Origin of the sequence: Micromonospora sp. II, from assembly GCF_001709195.1 — a bacterium.
GTDB classification, from domain to species: domain Bacteria; phylum Actinomycetota; class Actinomycetes; order Mycobacteriales; family Micromonosporaceae; genus Micromonospora; species Micromonospora chalcea.
Genome location: NZ_LYXF01000024.1, coordinates 712,467 through 733,103 on the forward strand (window position 1 = coordinate 712,467; position 20,637 = coordinate 733,103).

The 20,637-nt window shown below is 74.2% G+C and carries 21 protein-coding genes; 15 read left to right on the forward strand and 6 right to left on the reverse strand.

Annotation, left to right across the window (positions count from 1 at the left end; translation table 11 throughout):
* Window positions 1-54: 54 nt before the first annotated feature.
* The 3 genes from A8711_RS14925 (at window position 55) to A8711_RS14935 (ending at window position 3,494) form a co-directional block, all read left to right on the forward strand.
* Entirely contained in the window at window positions 55-825 is a 771-nt protein-coding gene (locus tag A8711_RS14925; protein WP_043323591.1) for a DUF5995 family protein, read from the forward strand.
* Between the two features lie 96 nt (window positions 826-921).
* The gene (locus A8711_RS14930) at window positions 922-1,332 is read left to right on the forward strand and encodes a hypothetical protein (RefSeq protein ID WP_069088544.1); all 411 of its coding nucleotides are present in this window, start codon (window positions 922-924) and stop codon (window positions 1,330-1,332) included.
* A 65-nt stretch (window positions 1,333-1,397) separates the two neighbouring features.
* Window positions 1,398-3,494, forward strand: coding sequence for an amino acid transporter (locus tag A8711_RS14935; RefSeq protein ID WP_043323594.1), 2,097 nt, complete (start codon window positions 1,398-1,400; stop codon window positions 3,492-3,494).
* 9 nt (window positions 3,495-3,503) lie between these two features.
* Here A8711_RS14935 and A8711_RS14940 read toward each other — a convergent pair whose 3' ends face one another.
* The 6 genes from A8711_RS14940 to A8711_RS14965 all read right to left on the reverse strand — a co-directional run bounded on the left by A8711_RS14940 (window position 3,504) and on the right by A8711_RS14965 (window position 8,944).
* Window positions 3,504-4,466: a TIGR03557 family F420-dependent LLM class oxidoreductase gene (locus A8711_RS14940; RefSeq protein WP_043323596.1), complete on the reverse strand. Its 963-nt coding sequence runs from the start codon at window positions 4,464-4,466 to the stop codon at window positions 3,504-3,506.
* A gap of 168 nt (window positions 4,467-4,634) precedes the next feature.
* Window positions 4,635-4,841 carry a hypothetical protein gene (locus tag A8711_RS14945; RefSeq protein WP_030504423.1) on the reverse strand — a complete coding sequence of 69 codons (207 nt, stop codon included), beginning with the start codon at window positions 4,839-4,841 and terminating at the stop codon, window positions 4,635-4,637.
* A 121-nt stretch (window positions 4,842-4,962) separates the two neighbouring features.
* Complete coding sequence (locus A8711_RS14950) at window positions 4,963-6,162, reverse strand: low temperature requirement protein A (RefSeq protein ID WP_064445757.1); 1,200 nt, start codon at window positions 6,160-6,162, stop codon at window positions 4,963-4,965.
* Window positions 6,163-6,382: 220 nt separating this feature from the next.
* Complete coding sequence (locus A8711_RS14955; RefSeq protein ID WP_069088545.1) at window positions 6,383-7,489, reverse strand: helix-hairpin-helix domain-containing protein; 1,107 nt, start codon at window positions 7,487-7,489, stop codon at window positions 6,383-6,385.
* A 243-nt stretch (window positions 7,490-7,732) separates the two neighbouring features.
* On the reverse strand, window positions 7,733-8,080 hold the full coding sequence (locus A8711_RS14960) for a TcmI family type II polyketide cyclase (protein ID WP_043323603.1): 348 nt from the start codon (window positions 8,078-8,080) through the stop codon (window positions 7,733-7,735).
* Window positions 8,081-8,143: 63 nt separating this feature from the next.
* Entirely contained in the window at window positions 8,144-8,944 is an 801-nt protein-coding gene (locus A8711_RS14965) for a BTAD domain-containing putative transcriptional regulator (RefSeq protein WP_104115211.1), read from the reverse strand.
* A gap of 429 nt (window positions 8,945-9,373) precedes the next feature.
* On the opposite strand from A8711_RS14965, the gene A8711_RS14970 reads away from it, so the two are divergent.
* From A8711_RS14970 to A8711_RS15025, 12 genes are all read left to right on the forward strand, one after another.
* On the forward strand, window positions 9,374-9,727 hold the full coding sequence (locus A8711_RS14970) for a TcmI family type II polyketide cyclase (protein WP_043323608.1): 354 nt from the start codon (window positions 9,374-9,376) through the stop codon (window positions 9,725-9,727).
* Window positions 9,724-11,448, forward strand: coding sequence for an acetyl-CoA carboxylase carboxyltransferase subunit alpha (locus A8711_RS14975; RefSeq protein ID WP_064445759.1), 1,725 nt, complete (start codon window positions 9,724-9,726; stop codon window positions 11,446-11,448). The genes A8711_RS14970 and A8711_RS14975 overlap by 4 nt, the downstream gene beginning before the upstream one ends.
* The gene (gene accB / locus A8711_RS14980; RefSeq protein ID WP_069088547.1) at window positions 11,448-11,927 is read left to right on the forward strand and encodes an acetyl-CoA carboxylase biotin carboxyl carrier protein; all 480 of its coding nucleotides are present in this window, start codon (window positions 11,448-11,450) and stop codon (window positions 11,925-11,927) included. Before A8711_RS14975 ends, accB begins: the two co-directional genes overlap by 1 nt.
* Complete coding sequence (locus A8711_RS14985) at window positions 11,927-13,492, forward strand: acetyl/propionyl/methylcrotonyl-CoA carboxylase subunit alpha (RefSeq protein ID WP_069088548.1); 1,566 nt, start codon at window positions 11,927-11,929, stop codon at window positions 13,490-13,492. Before accB ends, A8711_RS14985 begins: the two co-directional genes overlap by 1 nt.
* Window positions 13,489-14,196 (forward strand): SRPBCC family protein, encoded by a 708-nt coding sequence (locus tag A8711_RS14990; RefSeq protein WP_069088549.1) that lies wholly within the window; start codon window positions 13,489-13,491, stop codon window positions 14,194-14,196. The genes A8711_RS14985 and A8711_RS14990 overlap by 4 nt, the downstream gene beginning before the upstream one ends.
* Window positions 14,193-14,603 carry a cupin domain-containing protein gene (locus A8711_RS14995; RefSeq protein WP_043323615.1) on the forward strand — a complete coding sequence of 137 codons (411 nt, stop codon included), beginning with the start codon at window positions 14,193-14,195 and terminating at the stop codon, window positions 14,601-14,603. The genes A8711_RS14990 and A8711_RS14995 overlap by 4 nt, the downstream gene beginning before the upstream one ends.
* The gene (locus A8711_RS15000; protein ID WP_069088550.1) at window positions 14,600-15,871 is read left to right on the forward strand and encodes a beta-ketoacyl synthase; all 1,272 of its coding nucleotides are present in this window, start codon (window positions 14,600-14,602) and stop codon (window positions 15,869-15,871) included. The genes A8711_RS14995 and A8711_RS15000 overlap by 4 nt, the downstream gene beginning before the upstream one ends.
* Window positions 15,868-17,115: a beta-ketoacyl synthase N-terminal-like domain-containing protein gene (locus A8711_RS15005; RefSeq protein WP_069088551.1), complete on the forward strand. Its 1,248-nt coding sequence runs from the start codon at window positions 15,868-15,870 to the stop codon at window positions 17,113-17,115. Before A8711_RS15000 ends, A8711_RS15005 begins: the two co-directional genes overlap by 4 nt.
* Window positions 17,116-17,379: 264 nt before the next feature.
* Window positions 17,380-18,777 carry a class I adenylate-forming enzyme family protein gene (locus tag A8711_RS15010; protein ID WP_051611470.1) on the forward strand — a complete coding sequence of 466 codons (1,398 nt, stop codon included), beginning with the start codon at window positions 17,380-17,382 and terminating at the stop codon, window positions 18,775-18,777.
* A gap of 180 nt (window positions 18,778-18,957) precedes the next feature.
* Window positions 18,958-19,221 (forward strand): acyl carrier protein, encoded by a 264-nt coding sequence (locus A8711_RS15015; protein ID WP_043323623.1) that lies wholly within the window; start codon window positions 18,958-18,960, stop codon window positions 19,219-19,221.
* Complete coding sequence (locus tag A8711_RS15020) at window positions 19,221-19,466, forward strand: hypothetical protein (RefSeq protein ID WP_043323626.1); 246 nt, start codon at window positions 19,221-19,223, stop codon at window positions 19,464-19,466. Before A8711_RS15015 ends, A8711_RS15020 begins: the two co-directional genes overlap by 1 nt.
* Window positions 19,459-20,589, forward strand: a complete 1,131-nt coding sequence (locus A8711_RS15025; protein WP_069088552.1) for a beta-ketoacyl synthase — start codon at window positions 19,459-19,461, stop codon at window positions 20,587-20,589. The genes A8711_RS15020 and A8711_RS15025 overlap by 8 nt, the downstream gene beginning before the upstream one ends.
* Window positions 20,590-20,637 lie beyond the last annotated feature (48 nt).

Consider the following 20,637-nt stretch of genomic DNA (forward strand, 5'->3'; position numbering starts at 1 on the left):
TGTGCGCCGGAGCGCCGGTGGCGTCGTGGGGGCGCCGACCATCGTGGAGGAGAAATGACCGAACCGGTCTGGGGTCCTGTGCACCAGGACATCGTCGGGTTGCTCGCCGATCACCCGGCCGACGTGCCGGCGGTCGTGGACCATCTCACCAAGCTGCAGGATCTGCTGGTCCGGCTCCCCCCGCTGGAGGAGAGCTGCCCGCTCGCCGACTTCAACAAGCTCTACCTGGTCATCACCAGCACCGTGCTCGACGGCCTGTACGACGACCGGTTCCGTGACCCGGCGTTCCTGGCCCGCCTGGACGTGGAGTTCGCGGCCCGGTACTTCGACGCGCTGCGGTTCTGGACCGACTCCAGCCCGAGCACGCCGAAGGCGTGGGCGTGCCTGTTCAAGCGGATGCGCGGCCCGGACGCCCGGCCGCTGCCCTCGGCCGCCGCGGGCGTCAACGCGCACATCAACTACGACCTGCCGTTCGCCCTGGTGACGACGTTCGACAGCCTGGACTCCGAGCCGATCGACGGCAGCGACCAGCACCGCGACTACCTGGAGATCAACAACATCTTCGCCGAGCGGATCCCGCAGCTGCGCCGGGGCTACCTGGACAACTGGCAGCTCATGATCGACATGGTGAACGGTGACATCGACGACTGGTACCAGGGCGAACTGGTGGAGTACACCCGGAACGTGGCCTGGCGCAACGCGCAGAAGATCTGGCGCTGCCGCCACGACCCGGAGGCCCGCGAGTGTGAGCGGACGCGGCTGGACGACAACGCCGCGCTGCTCGGCCGGCTGCTGCTGTCGCCCCTCGGGGCGTTCCTGCAGTAGCCGGGACGGGGGGTTCCCGCGTCCCGCCGTCCGGGCGCGGGACGCGGGAACGCCGCCGGCGGGTGTCGGCCCCGCCGGACCGGGTACGTCGCCGCCGTGCCGCGAGACGAACCGACCCGCCGTTTCCCGTTCCGCTTCGACCCGGTCTTCCGGCTGCCCCTGGCGCTGCTCGGGGTACGTCCCGCCACGGCCTGGGTCGACTGGGGCCCGGACGGTCTGCTCGTCCGGTTCGGCCCCTGGCTGCTGCGCACCACCAGGGACAACGTCACCGGCGCCGAGCTGAGCGGGCCGTACCGCTGGTGGCGGGCGATCGGCCCGCACCTGTCGCTGGCCGACGGCGGGGTGACCTTCGGCGCCGGCCTGGCCGCCGGGGTCTGCCTGCGGTTCGCCGAGCCGGTGCCGGCACTGGCGCCCGGTCCGTGGCTGCGGCACCCGGCGGTCACCGTCACCGTGGCCGACCCGGCCGCGCTGCGCGACGCGGTGACCGCCGGCGCAGCGGATCTTTGACCGGTTCGGCCGGGCCGCGACCGGGACAACCCCTACCGTCTTTGCCAGGGGACGAAGGGGAACAGATGGGGCAGGCGGGGGACGCGGAACAGCCCAGGCGTACGCGGGAGCGGCGCCGGGAGGCGCACGCCGCCGCGGCCGCCCGGGCCGGCCGGCACGGCGACCACGCCGAGCGGTCCGGTCGTCCCGTGCCGGAGTTGCCGGAACGGGTGGCCGCCCCGGCCCGGCCGGCCCCACCGCCCGGCCGGCTGCACCGGTGGCTGTTCGCCCACCGCGTCGAACCGGTCGGCCCGGAGGTACGGGAGCACCAGACCCGGTCGCACCCGTGGTGGCAGGTGATGTGCCTGACCGGCGTCGACTACTTCTCCACGCTGTCCTACCTGCCGGGCATCGCGGTCGTGGCAGCCGGCGCGCTCAGTCCGCTGGCCACCCTGCTGATCGTGGCGCTGACCCTGCTCGGGATGCTGCCGATGTACCGCCGCGTGGCCCGGGAGAGCCCGCACGGGCAGGGCTCGGTGGCGATGCTGGAGCGGCTGCTGCCGTTCTGGCGCGGCAAGGTCTTCGTGCTGGTGCTGCTGGGCTTCGTCGCCACCTCGTGGATCATCACGATCACGCTCTCCGCCGCCGACGCCAGCGTGCACCTGCTGGAGAACCCGGCCCTGCCCGCAGCGTTCCCGCACGGCCGGACAGCGGCGGTGCTGGTCACCGTGGCGCTGCTGCTCGTGCTCGGCGGCGTGTTCCTGCTCGGGTTCAGCGAGGCGGTGCAGGTGGCCATCCCGCTGGTGGCGGTGTTCCTGGCGCTGAACGCGGTGGTGGTGGTCGCCGGCGTGGCCGAGCTGGCCGCCGACCCGGCGCCGCTGGCCGACTGGACCGGCCGGCTGGCCGACGCCGGCGGACCCGGGGACGTCCTGGCCACCAGCGCGCTCGCGTTCCCGTTGCTGGTGCTCGGCCTGTCCGGCTTCGAGACCGGGGTGAGCATGATGCCGCTGGTGCGCGGCCGCGGCGCCGATCCGGAGCAGCGGCTGGCCGCCCGCATCCGCAACACCCGCCGGCTGCTCACCGCCGCCGCGCTGATCATGTCGGTCTACCTGATCGCCACCACGTTCGTGACCACCGTGCTGATCCCGCCCGAGGCGTTCGCGCCCGGCGGGCCGGCCAACGGCCGGGCGCTCGCGTTCCTCGCCCACGAGCATCTCGGCCAGGCGTTCGGCACCGTCTACGACATCAGCAGCATCCTCATCCTCTGGTTCGCCGGCGCCTCGGCGATGGCCGGGCTGATCAACATCGTGCCGCGCTACCTGCCGTCGTACGGCATGGCGCCGGAGTGGGGCCGCGCGGTCCGCCCGGTGGTGCTGGTCTACACCGCGATCAGCGTCGCCATCACCATCGCGTTCGCCGCCGACGTCAACGCCCAGGCCGGCGCGTACGCCACCGGCATCCTGGCGATGATGGTCTCCGGCGCGATAGCGGTGACCATCGCGGCGCTGCGGGCCGGCAGCCGCGCGGCCGGCGCCGGGTTCGCGCTGCTCACCGCCGTGCTGCTGTACGCGCTGGCGGAGAACGTGGTGGCCAAGCCGGACGGCATCACCATCTCCGGGTTCTTCATCGCCGGGATCGTCGCGGTGTCGCTGATCTCCCGCGTCACCCGGACCACCGAGTTGCGCGCCGAGCGGATCGAGTTCGACGAGGCGGCCCGCCGGTTCGTCGACGAGTCGGTGGCCCGGGACGGGCGGCTGCACCTGATCGCCAACAAGCGGCAGCGCGGGTCGGTCAAGGAGTACCGGGTCAAGGAGCGGGCGCAACGGTCGATGAACCCGGTGCCCGGCGCCGCCGACGTGCTCTTCCTGGAGATCGACGTGAGCGACCCGTCGCAGTTCAGCCAGGTGCTGCGGGTGCACGGGGTGGAGGCCGGCGGCTACCGGATCCTGCGGGCCAGCAGCCCGGCCGCGCCGAACGCGATAGCCGCGATCCTGCTGGCGCTGCGCGACGCCACCGGGGTACGCCCGCACTGCCACTTCGAGTGGTCGGAGGGGAACCCGATCGCGCACCTGCTGCGCTACCTCATCCTCGGCCGGGGCGACACGCCGCCGGTGGTGCGGGAGATCATCCGCAAGTCCGAGCCGGATCCCACCCGCCGTCCCGGCATCCACGTCGGCGGCTGACCCGCCGGGCTACGACCCGAGGGCCCGTACCCGGGCCAGCAGGTCGCGGGCGCAGAAGTCGAGGAAGCCGTCCGGGTCCGGGCCGGCGTTCTGCAGCACGATGTGGTCGAAGCCGGCCTCGACGTACGCGCGCGCCTTCTCCACGTGCGGCCCGGCGTCCGGGCCGACGGAGAACTGGCTGCGGATGTGGTGGTCCTCGACCCAGGTGGTGGCGGCGTCGAAGTTCACCGGGTTCGGCAGCTCGCTCATCACCTTCCAGCCGGTGACCGCCCAGCGGCTGGTCTCCTTCGCCGCGCGTACCGCCGACTCCTCGTCGGTGGCCCAGGCCATCGGCACCTCGGCGTAGCGGGGGCCCCGGCCGCCGGCGTTGCGGTACTGGTCGACGATGGACGCCTTCGGCTCGGTGGCGAACAGGCCCGTGCCCAGCTCGGCGGCCAGGCCGGCGGACTCGCGGCCGCTGGCCGCCACGGCGATCACCGGTAGATCGTCGGGCAGGTCCCAGATCCGCGCGTCCTCCAGCTTCAGGTGCCGGCCCTCGTAGGACCGGTAGCCGCCCTGCCAGAGCAACCGGATGATCTCCAGCGCCTCGCGCAGCCGCTCGTGCCGCCCCCGTACGCTGGGGAACCCCTGCCCGACGACGTGCTCGTTGAGCCGCTCGCCGGCGCCCACGCCGAGCGTGAACCGCCCGTTGGAGATCAGCGCCATGGTCGCCGCGGCCTGCGCGACGATCGCCGGGTGGTAGCGGACGGTGGGGCAGGTGACGCCGGTGGCCAGGCAGAGCGTGCTGGTACGGGCGGCGATCGCGCCGAGCGCGCTCCACGTGAAGCAGGAATGCCCCTGCGACTCCAGCCAGGGGTGGTAGTGGTCGCTCATCTCGACGAAGTCGAAGCCGACCTCCTCGGCCCGGATCGCCTGCCGGATGAGTTCCCGGGGCCCGAACGCCTCCGAGGCGAGCTTGTAGCCGATCCGCATGCCCGGTTCTCCGTTTCCGTCGTCGGCGAACCGCTGCCGTTCCCGCCCCTCCGCCGGGCAAACCCCGGCCAAACCCAGCCTCCTAGGACGCCTTGGGGGTGGTGGCGTGCCGCGCCCCGGGCACGGAACGGCCCGCGCTCGCCGGGCGGGCGCGGGCCGGGAGGTGATCTACTTCGAGGGCTCGGGCAGCTTGCAGTCCACCTTCGGGTTGGCGCCGATGTAGTTCAGCGGGCCGGCCACGATGGTGACCAGGATCGTGCCCGCCTCCGCGCAGTTCGTCTCGTCGTTGCCGTAGTAGCCGCGCTGACCGGCGGCGATGGCACCGATGATGAGCCAGATGACGACCAGGACGCCGAATATCGAGGTGCCGCGCATCAGTTGCCTCCACTGGGGTTGTGGTGGATTCGAGGTGGAGGCCATGTACCCCGGGCGGGTGATCCGCCAAACGGCGCGCTGGTGCCCGGCGCGGCCGATTCCGATTACCGGCGGCGCCCGCTCAGTGCGGCGGCATCGGCTCCTCCGGCGGGCGGCCCCGGCTGCGGCGGTAGTCGGCGGACGCCACCCCGGCCAGCACCAGCATCGCCCCGGCCGAGGCGTAGACCGGCGCGAGGAACAACCCGGCCGGCGCGATCGTGAGCAGCGCCAGCACCCCGCCCGGCCGGGACGACGACACCCGGCTGAACACCTCGTACTCGAAGGCGGCCCGCCCGGTCAGGAACAGCGCCGGTCCGCCGAGGATCACCGCCAGCCAGGCCGGTGGCGTGTGCCCGGTCGGCTCCAGCAGCACCAGGTCGAAGCCCGCCGCGGTGGTCACCACGCCCGCCACCATCATCAGATGGGTGTACGGCGCGGTGTTGAGGAACCGGCTCGGCTGGGCGGCCCGGGCGATGGCGTGCGGCAGCAGTTCACCGGACTTGTGCACGTAGATGCGCCAGAGCAGCAGCGTGGTGGCGAACGCGACGGTGAAGGCGGCCAGGTTCTCCACCTCGGAGTGGTGCAGGCTGAACACGGTGCCGGCGACCAGCACGGCGTCGCCGAGCGCGATGATGAAGAACTGCTGGTACCGCTCGGACAGGTGCTCGGCGGTCACGTTGCGCTGGGAGTCCGGCACCGCGCCCAGGACCGGCACCGGGTACGCCAGCCGGAATCCGAGGTAGTCGATGGCCAGGGCGCCGAACCAGAGCAAAAGCCGTGCGGTGCCGTGCGCGGCCAGCGCGCCGACCAGCCAGGGCACCGCCGACACGGCGAACCAGACGAAGATGCGCAGGGCCCGCTGGTTGCTCTGCGGGTGCCGCCGTACGGCGGGCATGAGGAACAGGCCGCGTCCGAGATGGATCGCCACGTACGTGCCGGCGAACACCAGCCCTCGGGAGCTGAACGCCTCCGGGATGGCGGTGGTCATCAGCAGCGCGCCGAACATCACCGCCACGATCAACAGCTTGATCTCGGTGCGCTGCGGATCGTAGATGTCGGTGACCAGCGTGGTGATCGCCCAGGTCCACCAGATCGCCATCAGCATGACCAGGGACTCGGCGGCCCGCTCCCAGGTCACCGACCCGACCAGGTGACGTGAGATCAACGCGAGCGCGGCCACGTAGACCAGGTCGAAGAAGAGTTCGAGCAGCGTCACCCGGCGCGGCGCCTCCGGATCGCGGACCGGCGGTCGCCGGCCGGGCTCCGGCGCTGCGGTGGGCACGACATGCTCCTGCGGGTGGCGGTTCGTGCGGCGGGCCGTGAGGGCCCCTCACCGACCGTAGCGATGCCTGTCCGCAAGCGGTCAGTTTTCCGACATACCGGTCCGGGTGGTGGCTGATGGTCGCGCGGTGATGTCACCACTTCGGGGTTCTGGTGGGGCGGGAAACGCGCCGGGCCGGTGGCGACGATCGTCACCACCGGCCCGGAACACGGAGGAGCGTCTACTCGGTACCGGCCGGGAGCACCCGATCGGCCTCAGCGCCGGCACCCGCCAGCACCTTCGCCTGCTGCGGCCAGGTGGCCAGACCCGGCGCGGAGCGCAGGCCGGCGGCCTTCACCGTCTGCCGCAGTGCAGCCTCGTCCAGCTCGGCGAGCTGCCGGTAGGTGCGGATCCCGGCGTCCTGCAGGGCGGCGGCCAGCTTCGGCCCGATGCCCTGGATTCGCCGGAAGTCGTCCGACGCGTCGGTGTCCGCCGCGGCCGGGACATTCTCGACCGAAGTACGCGGCGCGGGCACGGCGACCGGCTCGATGGCCTCGACCGGCGCGGCCTCGGTGGCCGGCGCGTCGACGGCCGTGCCGACCGCGGGCTGCTTCTCCGTGGCGGGCTCGTCCTCGGCGAGGGTTGCCGAAGCCGCCACCGGCTCGGCGTCAACGGTGGCCGGAACCGTCACCGAGTCGGAGTCAACGACGGCCGGAGCCGGCTCGGCGTCGGCCACGGGCGCGGCAACCGGCTCGGCGTCGGCCGAGGGCGACACCGGCTCGGCACCGACGGGCTCGGACTCGACCCGCTCGGAGGCAACGGGCGCGGAAACGACCGGCTCGGAAACGACGGGCTCGGCGCTGACCGGTTCGGACCCGACCGGCTCGGAGGCAGCGGGCTCGGACCCAATGGGCTCGGCGGCGACGGGCTCGGCAGTGACCGACTCAGACACGACGGGCTCGGCGGTGGCCGGCTCAGACACGACGGGCTCGGCGGTGGCCGGCTCAGACCCGACCGGCTCGGCGGTGGCTGGCTCAGACGCGACCGGGTCGGAGGCGGCGGGCGAGGACTCGGCCGGCTCGTCGGCGGTGCGGGCGGCGGTGGCTACGGCCGGTTCGGCGGTCGCGGACTCGGTGGGGGCGGGCTCGGTCACGGTGGCGGTCGCCGGCGGCTCGTCGACCACGGCGACCGGACGCGGCTCGTCGACGGTGGCGGTCACCGCGGGGGCGCCCTCCACCGTGGGCGTCGCCGGGGCGCCGGGTCGGCGGCCGAAGAGCACCCAGCCGGCGACCAGTCCGATGAGCAGGGCCAGGATCACGAACAGCCACTGCCCGAAGCTCGACGGCATGGCCAACCTCCTTTTATGTACGTGCACGACGGTGGCGAAAGACTCGGGGCAGCTTCGCACACGCGCGCCGACGACGACAGGCAGGCTGGTGCCGGGCCGCGACTGCGGGACGGGTGGTGTCCGCCGGTGGCCGGCGAGTGACCGAGCGTGCGTCGGGAATCGAATGGTGCACGGCCGGGAGGCGCCCCGGAACCTGGGTGCCGTGCGTGGTTCCGGGGCGCCCCGTCCGTCGCCCGTGTCCGGTCAGCGGATCCGGTCGGGCGCAGGGGTGCCGGCGGCGGTCCAGCTGTAGAAGCAGCCGGCCACCGCGTCCCGGGGCGAGTCCCAGGTCGGCAGGTACGGCGAGGTGTGCGCGGACAGCCGCTTGTTCACCTGCTCGTAGAGCGGGTGGTCGCGTAGTTCCGCGGTCAGGTCGGGCGCCACGTCGACGGTCTCCATCAGATGGACGCACAGGTCGTGCAGGTAGTACAGGGACCGGTGCCGCACGCCGCTGAGGTGGGGCAGTTCCGTCGCGTCGGACTCGGCGAAGATCTGCGCCACCCGTCCCTGTGCGCCCGGCACGATCCGGCTGACCACCAACAGTCGACTCATCGTGTGACCCCCTCTGCCGCGCGGTGCTGGGCTCACCGTGCCGGTCGCGCTGTCACCTCGCCGTCACCGCGTACCCCGGGGGATTGATGGCGGTGCCGCCTTGGCGGCCCGGTCCGTGCGGCGCGGCGGCGGCGGTTCCGGGCGGCTGGCCCGCCGGATCGGCGCGAGCGTGTCGTCCAGCAGCGCGGTCATGGCCGGGGACGGTTCCAGGCGCAGTTCGCGCAGGAGCAGGTCACGGTAGACGTAGAAGGAGTGGACCGCCTCGAACGCGTTGCCCTCGGCCAGGTGGATGCGGACCACCAGGCGGTGCGGGGTCTCCCGCAGCGGTTCGGCGGCCATCGCCTCCAGCGCGGCCTCGAGCGCCTCGCCGTGCCGGCCGGCGGTGAGGTGGTTGCCGGCGAGTTCCTCCAGCATGTGCAGGCGCAGCTGGCGCAGCCGTTCGCGTTCCAGCAGCACCCAGTCGTCGTACCAGCCGGGGAGCAGGTCGTGGCGTCCGGCGCCGGCGGCGCCGCGGGGGACTGCGCCTTCGCGTACCCGGGTGGCCGTCTCCACCAGGTCGTCCACGTCGAGGCGGACGGTCGGTCCGAGGCGGACGGTGTCGCCGTCGGTGCGCAGCGGGCAGCACGGGTCCTGCCGCAGCCGCCACAGCGCGGTCCGCAGCGACGACAGCGCGCGCTCCTCGGGGGTCTCGGGCCAGAGCAGACCGGCGAGGTGGCTGCGGGTGGCGGCCGGGCGCAGGCCGATCAGGGCGATGACGCGCTGCAGCCCCCGGGGTACGACCACCGGAGTGTCCTCGTGCAGCAACTGGAAACCGCCGAGCAGGTGCAGTGCCACCCGTGGGGCGGGTTCGCCCGCCGTCGGCATCCTCGATCCACCCGACACGGCGCACCCCCCAGCACCGGAACCCTCGTCCCGACCGTCGTCTCCCGGCCCGTCGCCCGCGACGCCGGTGTCGGAACGCCTCCACCACGGTCCGGAACCTCCACCGTGGCCGGGCTGACCGAGACGGAGAATATCAATGCCTGTTACTCTCAGTCAACGGTCGGTCGGCCACCTGACCGTCCGGCGCGGACCTGTAACACGCCTGTGATCTGCGAAAAAGTGTCGCCGCCCGGAATCCGGAAGGTGATCTTTCCATAGCTCACGCACAGCTCCCGTCAACGCAGCGTCACCATGTTTGTGGCGCGATGGGGTGCGGTTGACGCCCGGTAGACGGCCCTGGCGGCACCGTGTGGCAATCCGTGCGGCGCGACCGGTTCGCCGCGCACCGGGACGTACGCAGGGAGGCCGCGAATGGACCGTTCGCTCATCGTCGCCAAGGTGGTGCCCACGGCCGAGGACCGGGTGGCCGAGATCTTCGCCGAGTCCGACGCGACCGAGCTGCCCGGCCTGGTCGGTGTCCGGCACCGCTCGCTGTACCGGCTGCACGATCTCTACGTCCATCTGCTGGAGACGGAGACGCCGGCGCAGGGCGCGGTGGAGGACAACCGCGGGCACCCGGAGTTCATCCGGATCAGCGAGCGGCTGCGGCCGTACATCTCGCCGTACCTGCCGACCTGGCGCTCGCCCCGCGACGCGATGGCGCACTGCTTCTACCGGTACGACGCCCCGGCCCACCTGCACGACGCCGCCGGGCGGCTTCAGTGACCACCACCGCGCCGCGCGACGAGCAGCTGTGGTCCCGGTGCGACGGGTGCGCGTCGCTGCTCTACCGCAAGCGGCTGCGCCGCAACCTGGACGTGTGCCCGGAGTGCGGCTCGCACGCCCGGCTCGACGCGCCGGACCGGGTGGCGCAGCTCGCCGACCCGGACTCGTTCACGCCGCTGCCGGACCGGGCGGTACGCGTCGACCCGATCGAGTTCGTCGACGCGCTGCCGTACCCGCATCGGCTCGGCGCGGCCCGCGCGGCGACCGGCCTGGACGAGGCGGTGCTCTGCGGCACCGCCCGGGTGGGCGGGCACCCGGTGGCGCTGGCGGTGATGGACTTCCGCTTCCTCGGCGGCAGCCTCGGCTGCGCGGTCGGTGAGCTGATCACCCGGACCGCCGAGCGGGCCCTGGCCGACGACGTCCCGCTGGTGCTGGTGACCGCGTCCGGCGGCGCGCGGATGCAGGAGGGCGCGCTGTCGCTGATGCAGATGGCCACCGTCAGCCAGGCCCTCGCGGGGATGCGCGAGGCGGGTCTGCTGACGGTCAGCGTGGTCACCGATCCCACGTACGGCGGGGTGGCCGCCTCCTTCGCCACAAACACCGACCTGGTGCTCGCCGAGAGCGGCGCCCGGCTGGGCTTCGCCGGCCCCCGGGTGATCCGCCAGGTCACCGGCGCCACGCTGCCGGAGGGCTTCCAGACCGCCGAGTACCTGCTGCGCCACGGCCAGGTGGACATGGTGGTGCCCCGGCACGCGCTGCGCGGCCGGCTCGCCGCGTTGCTCGCCGCCGCCCACTCCGGCCGCCGCGCGCCGGCAGGTGCGCCCGCGCCGCGCCCGGCGCCGGCCGTGAGCACCGTGGCCGCCGCGCCGGACCGCGACCCGTGGGAGACGGTACGCACGGCGCGGCACCCGGGCCGCCCGACCACGCTGGACTATCTGGAGACCGCGTTCGACGGGTTCGTGGAGCTGCACGGGGACCGGCTCGGCGCGGACTGCCCGGCCGTCGTCGGCGGCATCGCCCGTCTCGACGGCCGGCCGGTGATGGTGATCGGCCACCAGAAGGGGCACACCACCGCCGAGCTGGTGACCCGCAACTTCGGCATGGCCAGCCCGGCCGGTCACCGCAAGGCGCTGCGGTTGATGCGTCTCGCGGCGCGGCTGCGGCTGCCGGTGGTGACGCTGGTGGACACGCCCGGCGCGGATCCGGGGGTGACCGCCGAGCAGCAGGGCCAGGCGGCGGCGATCGCGGAGAACATCCTCGCGCTCACCGTGCTGCCCACGCCGGTGGTGGCGGTGGTCACCGGCGAGGGCGGCAGCGGCGGCGCGCTCGCGCTCGCGGTCGCCGACCGGGTGCTCATGCTGGAACACGCGGTCTACTCGGTGATCAGCCCCGAGGGCTGCGCCGCGATCCTCTGGCCGGACAGCTCGGCGGCGCCGCAGGCGGCCCGCGCGTTACGGCTCACCGGCGCCGACCTGTGTCGCCTCGGCGTGGTCGACGAGCTGGTGCCGGAGCCGCGGCCGGCCGCGCACGCCGACCCGGCCGGCGCGGCCGAGCTGCTGCGCCGGGCGGTCGCGGCGAACCTCGCCCCGTTGCTCACCGTGCCTCCCGCCACGCTGGTCCGCCGACGGCGTCAGCGGTTCCGCCGCTTCGGGGCGGCCCGCTCGGCCACCGCCGGTCCCGCCGCGACGGCGCGCGCCGCCGAGCGGCCGGAGGTGGCGTGATGGCCGACGTGGAGTCCGAGCAGGTGCTCGACGGGCTGCGCCGGCAGGCCCGCAAGCTCGTCGCGGACCTGGCCGGGCCGGTACGCCGGGTGCGGCTGCGCAGCGGCGAGTCGGTGCTGGAGGTCGAGTGGCACGACCCGGCGGCGCCGGCGCCGCGCGCCGGGACCGAACCGGTGGGCGCGCGCATCGACGAACCCGCCCGGCAGACGGCGCCGCCGGTCGACCGGCCGGCCGTGCGCTCGCCGGTGGTGGGCACGTTCTACCGGGCTCCCGAGCCCGGGGCGATGCCGTTCGTCGCGGTCGGCGACGTGGTCCGGCCGGGCCAGGTGGTCGGCATCGTCGAGGCCATGAAGCTGATGAACGAGGTGACCGCCGGCCAGGCCGGACGGGTGGTCGAGGTGCTTGTCGACGACGGCAAGCCCGTCGAGTACGACCAGCCGCTGATCGCCCTGGAACCGGTCACCGGACAGGACGGCTGATGTTCGACAAGGTGCTGATCGCCAACCGGGGCGAGATCGCGCTGCGGGTGCTGCGCGCCTGCCGGGAGCTGGGTGTGCGTACCGTGGTGGTGCACTCCAGCGCCGACGCCGACTCGCTGCCGGTGCGGCTGGCCGACGAGGCGGTCCGGATCGGCCCGGCGGCCAGCCGGCGCAGCTACCTCAACGCGGCGGCGATCGTGGAGGCGGCCCGGCAGACCGGCGCGCAGGCGGTCCACCCCGGGTACGGCTTCCTGTCCGAGGACGCCGACTTCGCCGAGATCTGCGCGGAGAACGGGTTGGTCTTCGTCGGCCCGCCGCCGCAGGTGATGGCCGCGCTCGCGGACAAGTCGACGGCGCGGGCGCTGATGAGCGCCGCCGGGCTGCCGCTGCCGCCGGGCAGCGTCCGGACGCTGGCGACGGCCGCCGAGGCCCAGGAGGTGGCCGCCGACGTGGGCTACCCGGTGATCGTGAAGGCCGCTGCGGGCGGGGGCGGGCGCGGCATGACTGTGGTGCGCTCGGCCGCGGAGCTGCCCCGCGCGTACGCCCGCACCCGCGCCGCCGCGCAGGTCGCGTTCGGCGACGACCGGGTGTACGTCGAGCGGTACCTCGCCGACGCCCGCCACGTCGAGGTTCAGGTGCTCTGCGACGGCCAGGGCAACGGCGTGCACCTGGGCACCCGGGACTGCTCGGTGCAGCGCCGGCACCAGAAGCTGATCGAGGAGGCGCCCGCGCCCGCGCTGCGGCAGGCCACCCTGGACACCGTCGCCGAGGTGGCGCTGCGCGGCGCGCTGTCGGTCGGCTTCACCGGGGCCGGCACCGTGGAGTTCCTGGTGGACGAGGCGGAACGCTGCCACTTCCTGGAGATCAACTGCCGGATCCAGGTGGAACACCCGGTCACCGAGATGGTCACCGGCGTGGACCTGGTGCAGGAGCAGCTGCACATCGCGTACGGCACCCCGCTGCGCCTGCGTCAGTCCGACGTCCGGCTGACCGGCGTGGCGATCGAGTGCCGGGTCAACGTGGAGGACCCGGACCGCGACTTCGCACCCGCGCCCGGCCGGCTGGACCGGTTCCGGCCGCCCGGCGGCCCGTTCACCCGGGTCGACACCCACGGGCACACCGGCTACCTGGTCAGCCCGCACTACGACTCGCTGCTGGCGAAGGTGGCGGTCTGGGCGCCGGACCGGGACGCCGCGCTGGACCGCCTCGACCGGGCGCTGGCCGAGTTCGACGTGGCCGGTCCGGGTGTGCGTACCACGATTCCGTTCGCCCGGCGGGTGCTGCGCGACCCGGCGTTCCGGGCCGCCCGGCACACCACCGCCCTGGTGGAACGCCTGCTCACCCCGCCCGCCGTGGCCACCGACGGGCCCGTCGGAAGCGCCGCCGACGCCGGGAGCGCCGACAGCGCCCCGGCCGGCGAGCGGGCCGACGGCGCCCACGCCGGCGCCGTCGTACCGCGGCTGCGGTCGGCGGTGCCCGACCCGCGCGCCGAGGCCGACCCGGCCGGCCGTACCCCCGTTCGCGCCGTGCCCGCCGCCGGCCCGACCACCTGGAGGAACCGATGACAGTCGCCCCCGACCGCCCGCTCGCCCGCGAGATCACCGACATCCTGGTCACGCACTGCGGCCTGGACCCGGACGCCGCCGCCAGCACGCCCGCCGCGAGCCTGGAGGAGCTGGGCATGGACTCGCTGGCGCTGCTCGAACTGTCCGCGGTGGTGGCCGACCGGTGGCGGGTGAAGATCCCGGAACAGGCCGGGCAGCTCAGCATCGCCGGCGTCGCCGACCTGGTCGCCCGCAAGGCCGATCCGCCCGGGCACACCGAGAACGCGGTGGAGATCGACGCGCCGCTGCCGCTGGTCTGGGAGATCACCAACGACGTGGCCCGGTGGCCCGAGCTGTTCACCGAGTACGCGGTCGCCGAGATCCTGCACCGTGACGGCGACACGGTCCGCTTCCGGCTCACCATGCACCCCGACGAGAACGGCGTGGCGTGGAGCTGGGTCAGCGAACGTACCGCCGACCCGGCCACCCGCGAGGTGCACGCCCGGCGCGTCGAGACCGGGCCGTTCGAGTACATGCGCATCCACTGGCGGTACGAGGAGATCCCCGGCGGCACCCGGATGACGTGGACGCAGGACTTCGCGATGAAGCCGACCGCGCCGGTCGACAACGCCGGCATGACCGACCGGATCAACACCAACAGCGCGATCCAGCTCGCCGTGATCAAGGAAAAGATCGAGCGGGCGTACGCGGGAGGCACCCGATGACCGACACCACCACCGCCCGGGTCTCCGTCCACGACGTGCCGGCCGACCGCCGTCGCGGCGGGGAGCTGCGGGTCCTGCTCGGCCCGAAGACGGTCGGCAGCACCTCCGGATTCATGGGCGTGGCCACGCTCGCGCCGGGGGAGCGGATCGCCGAGCACTACCACCCGTACAGCGAGGAGTTCCTCTACGTCGCCCGCGGCGCGATCACCGTCGACCTGGACGACACGCCGGTGCCGCTCGCCGCCGGGGAGGCGCTCTACGTGCCGAAGGACGTGCGGCACCGGCTGCGCAACACCGGCGACGAGCCCGCCGAGGTGGTGTTCCACCTCGGACCGCTCGCCCCGCGCCCGGAACTCGGCCACGTCGACACCGAGAGCGCGGCCCCGCCGCCACGGGAGCCGTCGTGACCGGCCGGCGCACCGTGGTCACCGGCGTGGGTGTCGTCGCGCCCGGCGGCGCCACCCGGGACCGGTTCTGGAAGACGATCACCGAGGGCCGCACCGCGACCCGGCGGATCAGCTTCTTCGACCCGTCGCCGTTCCGCTCGCAGATCGCCGCCGAGTGCGACTTCGACCCGGACGCCGCCGGGATCACGCTCGCCGAGCGGCAGCGCGCCGACCGGTACGTGCAGTTCGCGCTCGCCTGCTCCGCCGAGGCGCTCGCGGACAGCGGTCTCGTCCTCACCGACGCGCAGCGCGAACGCGCCGGGGTGGTGCTCGGCACCGCCGTCGGCGGGACCATGGCGCTGGAACAGGAGTACGTGCGGGTCAGCGACTCCGGCCGGCACTGGCTGGTCGACCACGCGCTCGGCGGGCCGTACCTCTACCAGGCGCTGGTGCCCAGCAGCCTGGCCGCCGACGTGGCGTGCCGGCACGGCCTGCACGGCCCCGCGCAGGTCGTCTCCACCGGCTGCACCTCCGGCATCGACGCGATCGGGTACGCCCACCAGCTCGTCGCCGACGGCGAGGCCGACGTGGTGCTGGCCGGGGCGGCCGACTCGCCGATCTCCCCGGTCACCGTCGCCTCGTTCGACGCGATCGGCGCGACCAGCCCGGACAACGACGACCCGGAGCACGCCTCCCGGCCGTTCGACGCCGACCGGCACGGGTTCGTCCTGGCCGAGGGCGCCGCCGTGCTGGTGCTGGAGGAGGCCGAGCACGCCCGCCGCCGGGGCGCGCACGTGTACTGCGAGGTCGCCGGGTACGCCAGCCGCAGCAACGGCTTCCACATGACCGGGCTGCGCCCGGACGGCGCGGAGATGGCGGTGGCGATCAGCGACGCGCTGCGGCAGGCCCGGCTCGCCCCGTCGGCCGTGTCGTACGTCAGCGCGCACGGCTCCGGCACCCGGCAGAACGACAGGCACGAGACGGCCGCGTTCAAGCGGGCGCTGGGGGAGACCGCGTACCGGGTGCCGATCAGCTCGATCAAGTCGATGGTCGGCCACTCGCTCGGCGCGATCGGCTCGATCGAGATGGCCGCCTGCGCGCTGGCCATCGAGTACGGCGTGGTCCCGCCCACGGCGAACTGGACCACCCGCGACCCGGAGTGCGACCTGGACTACGTGCCGAACGAGGCGCGGGAGGTGCCGGTGGACGTGGCGCTGTCGGTGGGCAGCGGGTTCGGCGGCTTCCAGTCCGCGATGGTGTTCCGCCGGCTGGCGGCGGTGCCGACATGACCGCGCGGGCCGTGGTGACGGGCATCGGTGTGGTCGCGCCCAGCGGGATCGGCGCCGAGGCGCACTGGAACACCGTGCTGGCCGGCACCCGGCGCATCGGGCCGATCACGCTGTTCGACCCGGAGCGCTACCCGACCCGGGTGGCCGGGGAGGTGTCCGACTTCGACCCGGCCGGGTTCAGCGACACCCGGCAGCGGGTGCAGACCGACAGGTGGACCCACCTCGGCTTCGCCGCGACCAGGCTGGCGCTGGCCGACGCCGGGCTGCCCGAGGTGTCGCCCGACCCGTACCAGTGGGCGGTCACGCTCGCCAGTTCCTCCGGCGGCAACCTGTTCGGCCAGCGGGAGCTGCAGCGGCTGTGGGGCGGGCCGACCCGCACCGTCGGGGCGTACCAGTCGATCGCCTGGTTCTACGCGGCCAGTGTGGGCCAGCTGTCGATCCGCCACCAGTTCAAGGGGCCGTCCGGGGTGACCGTGTCCGAGTCGGCCGGCGGGCTGGACAGCCTCGCGCACGCGGTGCGCACCGTCCGCCGGGGCACGCCGGTGGTGATCGCCGGGGCCACCGAGTGCCCGCTGAGCCCGTACGCGCTCGCCTGCCAGCTGCGCTCCGGCCTGCTCAGCGACGTGTCCGACCCGCAGGCCGCGTACCGGCCGTTCGACGTCGCGGCCAGCGGCTACGTGCCGGCCGAGGGCGGCGCGGTCTTCGTGGTCGAGGAGCTGGGACACGCGCTGGCCCGGGGCGCCCGCGTCTACGGGGAGATCACCGGCTGGGCCGCCACCCACGACGCCGCGCCCACCGACCCGGCCACCGGCCCCGACCCGGCGCACTACGCCCGGGCGCTGCGGCTGGCGCTGGAACGCGCCGGGGTACGCCCGCACGACGTGGACGTGGTCTGGCCGGACGCGCTCGGGGTGCCCGCGTACGACCGGGCCGAGGCGACCGCGTTGCGTGCCGTCTTCGGCGACCGGACCCCGCCGGTGACCACCCAGAAGCCGCTGACCGGCCGGGCGCACCAGGGTGGGTCCGCGCTGGACGCGGCCACCGCGCTGCTGGCGTTCCGCCGCGGGATGCTGCCCGCCTCGGCCGGCCCGGACGAGCCCGCGCCCGGCTGCGAGCTGACGTTCCTGCGGCAGCCCCGCCCGCCGCGCAGCCGGATCGCGCTGGTCGGCGCGCGCGGCTTCGACGGGTTCAACAGCGCGCTGGTGCTGCGCGGCGCCGCGCCTCCACCGGCGGGCGAGCGCTGAGCGGGGCCACCCGGGAGCGTCGTCGCCCGCCGTCCGCGCGGGAGCCCGCGCGCACAGCATCCGGCGGCCGGCGGACTACCTTGCCGGCGTGGCCCCGATCCTGCCTGTCCGATCGAGCCTGAGCAATCCACCCAGCCGCTGTTTTGGATCTAGCCATTTGCATCTGGCGATGCAGAAGAGGGTCGTCGTAGGGTTCCGCCATACCCCGAACGACGTACCCGCTGGGCGGATCCGCCCAGTTCCTCATTGGAACGGTGGCTGGTCGTGACTGCACATCCCGTGGCGGAAGATCCTGCCTCGACGACGGTGGACTGGGTGGACGACATCCTGTTCACCGGCCGCGACACCGACGTCTGCCTGCGCCTGCCCGAACCGGTGGACAAGGGCACGCTGCGCCGGCTCGTCGGCGAGGCGCAGGACCGGCTCGCCGAGGCCGGGCTGCGCGCCGGAGGCGCCGCCGCGCTGCGTCTGCCGCCCTCGCTGGCGTACGTGGCGCACCTGCTCGCCACCTGGCGTACCGGCGCCCAGGCGGTGCTGCTGGACCACCGGCTCACCGACCACGAGGTCGACCAGGCGCTGCGCCGGCTCAGCCCGCAGGTGGTGGTCGCCCCGGTGCGCTCCGGCGGCGGCGCGCTGCGGATCTTCGTCGACGTCACCGCCGGGGTGAGCGCGTACTCCGACCGCCCGGCGGGCAGCCCGCACGCGGTGATCCAGCTCAGCTCCGGCTCCACCGGGCCGTCCAAGGTGATCGGCCGCACCGCCGCCGACCTGGTCGGCGAGGTGCGCCGCTACACCCGCATCGACGGCGTCGCGCTGCCCGGCGAGCGGATCATCCTGCTGCCCAGCATGGTGCACGTGCTCGGCCTGGTCGGCGGCCTGCTCTACGGGCTGCACGCGGGCGTCGAGCTGTGCCCGCCGGAGCGGCTCAGCGGCGACGCGATCCTCGCCGCCGTGGCCGCCCAGGACACCCCGGCCACTGTGCTCGGCGTGCCGTTCCACATCGGGCTGCTCGCCTCCACCACACCGGCCGGGCCGCTGCCGCAGCTCAAACGCATGACCACCGGCGGTGAGCTGGTGAGCGCCGCCGTGGCCAATGCCTTCACCGACCGCTACGGCGTGCCGCTGGGCAACATGTACGGGATGACCGAGGTCGGCGTCATCGGCACCGACCTGTACGGGCGGCACCGCCCCGCCATCGCGCCCGCCCCCGGCATCGAGGTGCGCGAGCGTGACGGCGAGCTGTGGGTCAGCTGCCCCGCCAACCCGTACGTCGGACTGGCCGACCCGACCCGGTGGGCCGACGGCTGGCTGCACACCCGCGACGCCGGGGTGGTCGACCCGGACACCGGCCTGGTCACCATCAAGGGCCGGCTGGACTCGCAGGTGTCGGTGGGCGGCCTGAAGGTCGACCTGACCGAGGTGGAGGCCACAGTGGCCGGGCTGCCCGGCGTCGTCGCCGCGGTGGTGGTCTGGGACGACGGCATCACCGCGTACGTCCAGGTCGACGGCTCGCTGACCGAGGAGACGCTGGACAAGCTGATCGCCGAGCGGCTGGCCGGCTTCAAGCGTCCCCGCACGCTGCGGCTGCTCGACCAGATGCCCCGCACCACCACCGGAAAGCTGGTCCGGTCGGTCCCGGCGCTGCGGGACGCGGCGTCGTGACCGGACCGCTGTACGAGCCGCGCAATCGCCGGACTTCCGCCGGACGTCCGATCCACCCCGATTCCCGACCCGCCCCGGCCGAGCGGCGCGCCACCCGCGCGTCCGAGCCGGCCGGTCCACACGCACACGGTGTCCCGACCGGGCACCGTCAGCCGGTACACGGAGAAGAGGTCTGAACCCATGCGAGACCAGGTCCGCACTTTCGTCGTCGAACAGCTCGCCGACATGAACTACGACGTGGACGAGCTCGACGACGACACCACGCTCGGCCCTTCCGGCGTCGACCTGGAGTCGCTGGCCCTGGCCGACCTCGCGGTCCGCGTCGAGGACCGGTACGGCGTGAAGTTCGCCGACGACGAGTCGGAGAAGCTGGCGCTGATGACGGTCGGCGAGTTCACCACGATGGTCGCCGACCGGGTGGCCGCGAACAGCGACAAGTCCTGATGTCCGGTCAGCCCGACCTGGGGCGAGCTGACCTGGTGAGCATGCTCGCCGAACTGACCGCGAAACCCGCCGACCAGGTGCCGGACCGGCTCGGCTCGATGGAGCTGGCCTGGCTGGTGCACATGGTCGAGCAGCGCCACGACCGCCGGCTGGACCTGAGCGACGACGAACTCGCCGGCATCCGCACCGTCGACGACGCGCTCGCGGTGTTCCGCGGCGCGCTGACCGCTCCCGCAGATGGCTGAGCGGGAAACCGTACGGATCACCGGCACGTACGCGCTCAGCGCCCTCGGCAGGGGCGCGGACGCGCTGCTGGCCGGGGTGCTCACCGGCGCCCCGGCGTTCGGACCGGTGCGCCGTTTCGACACCACCGGCCGCCGGGTCACGGTGGCGGCCACAGCGCCGGACGTCGGCACGCTCGCCGACGAGCTGGCCGACGCGATCGACGCCGCCGCCGGGGCCGCCGGGCTGGACCGGGCCGGGCGCGCCGGGTCGGCGCTGTTCCTGGCCACCCACGGCGGGCCGCACTCGCTGCCCGTACCGCAGGGGCGGGACGCGCCGACGGTGCCGGCGCTGGCCGGTCACCTGGCCGCGCGGTGCGGACTCGGCGGGCGGACTCGGATCTACACCACGGCCTGCGTGTCGGCGAGCAGCGCGGTCGCCGACGCCGCCGCGCTGATCCGCCGGGGCGACCTGGAGCGGGTCGTGGTCGCGGCCGGTTACCTGGTCGAACCGGACCAGTACGCGCTGTTCGACGCCGGGCGGGCGCTCGCCGCCGACGGCGCGGTACGCCCGTTCAGCGCCGGCCGCAAGGGCCTGCTGCTGGGCGACGGGGTGGCCGCTGTGGTGCTGGAGTCGGCGAGTGCCGCCGCCCGGCGGGGCGCCGAGACGGTGGCGACGGTGGCCGGGTGGGGGCGGGCGGGGGACGCCTACCACGCGTGCCAGCCGCACCCGGAGGGGCTGGGGCTGGCCCGGGCGGTCGAGGCGGCGCTGCGCCGCGGCGGGCTGCCCCCGGACGCGGTCGGTTACGTCAACGCCAACGCCACCGGCACCCCGTTCAGCGACGCCTCCGAGGCGGCGGCGCTGACCCGGGTGTTCGGCGACGGCGCCGGGCGGCTGCCGGTCAGCTCCACCAAGTCGGTGCACGGGCACGCGCTGGAGGCGTCCGGGCTGCTGGAACTGCTGGTCACCGTGCTGGCCCTGCGGCACGGCAAGCTGCCGGTCACCGCCGGCTGGCTCGGCCCGGACCCGCAGTGCCCGCTGGACGTCATCCGCGACGCCCCCCGCCCCGCGCGCACCGGGCACGCCCTGACCCTCAACGCCGCCTTCGGCGGCGCCAACACCGCACTCCTGGTGAGCACCTCATGACCGCCTCCACCCCCAGCCCTCCGCGATCTTGCACTTCCGGCCCCGGCG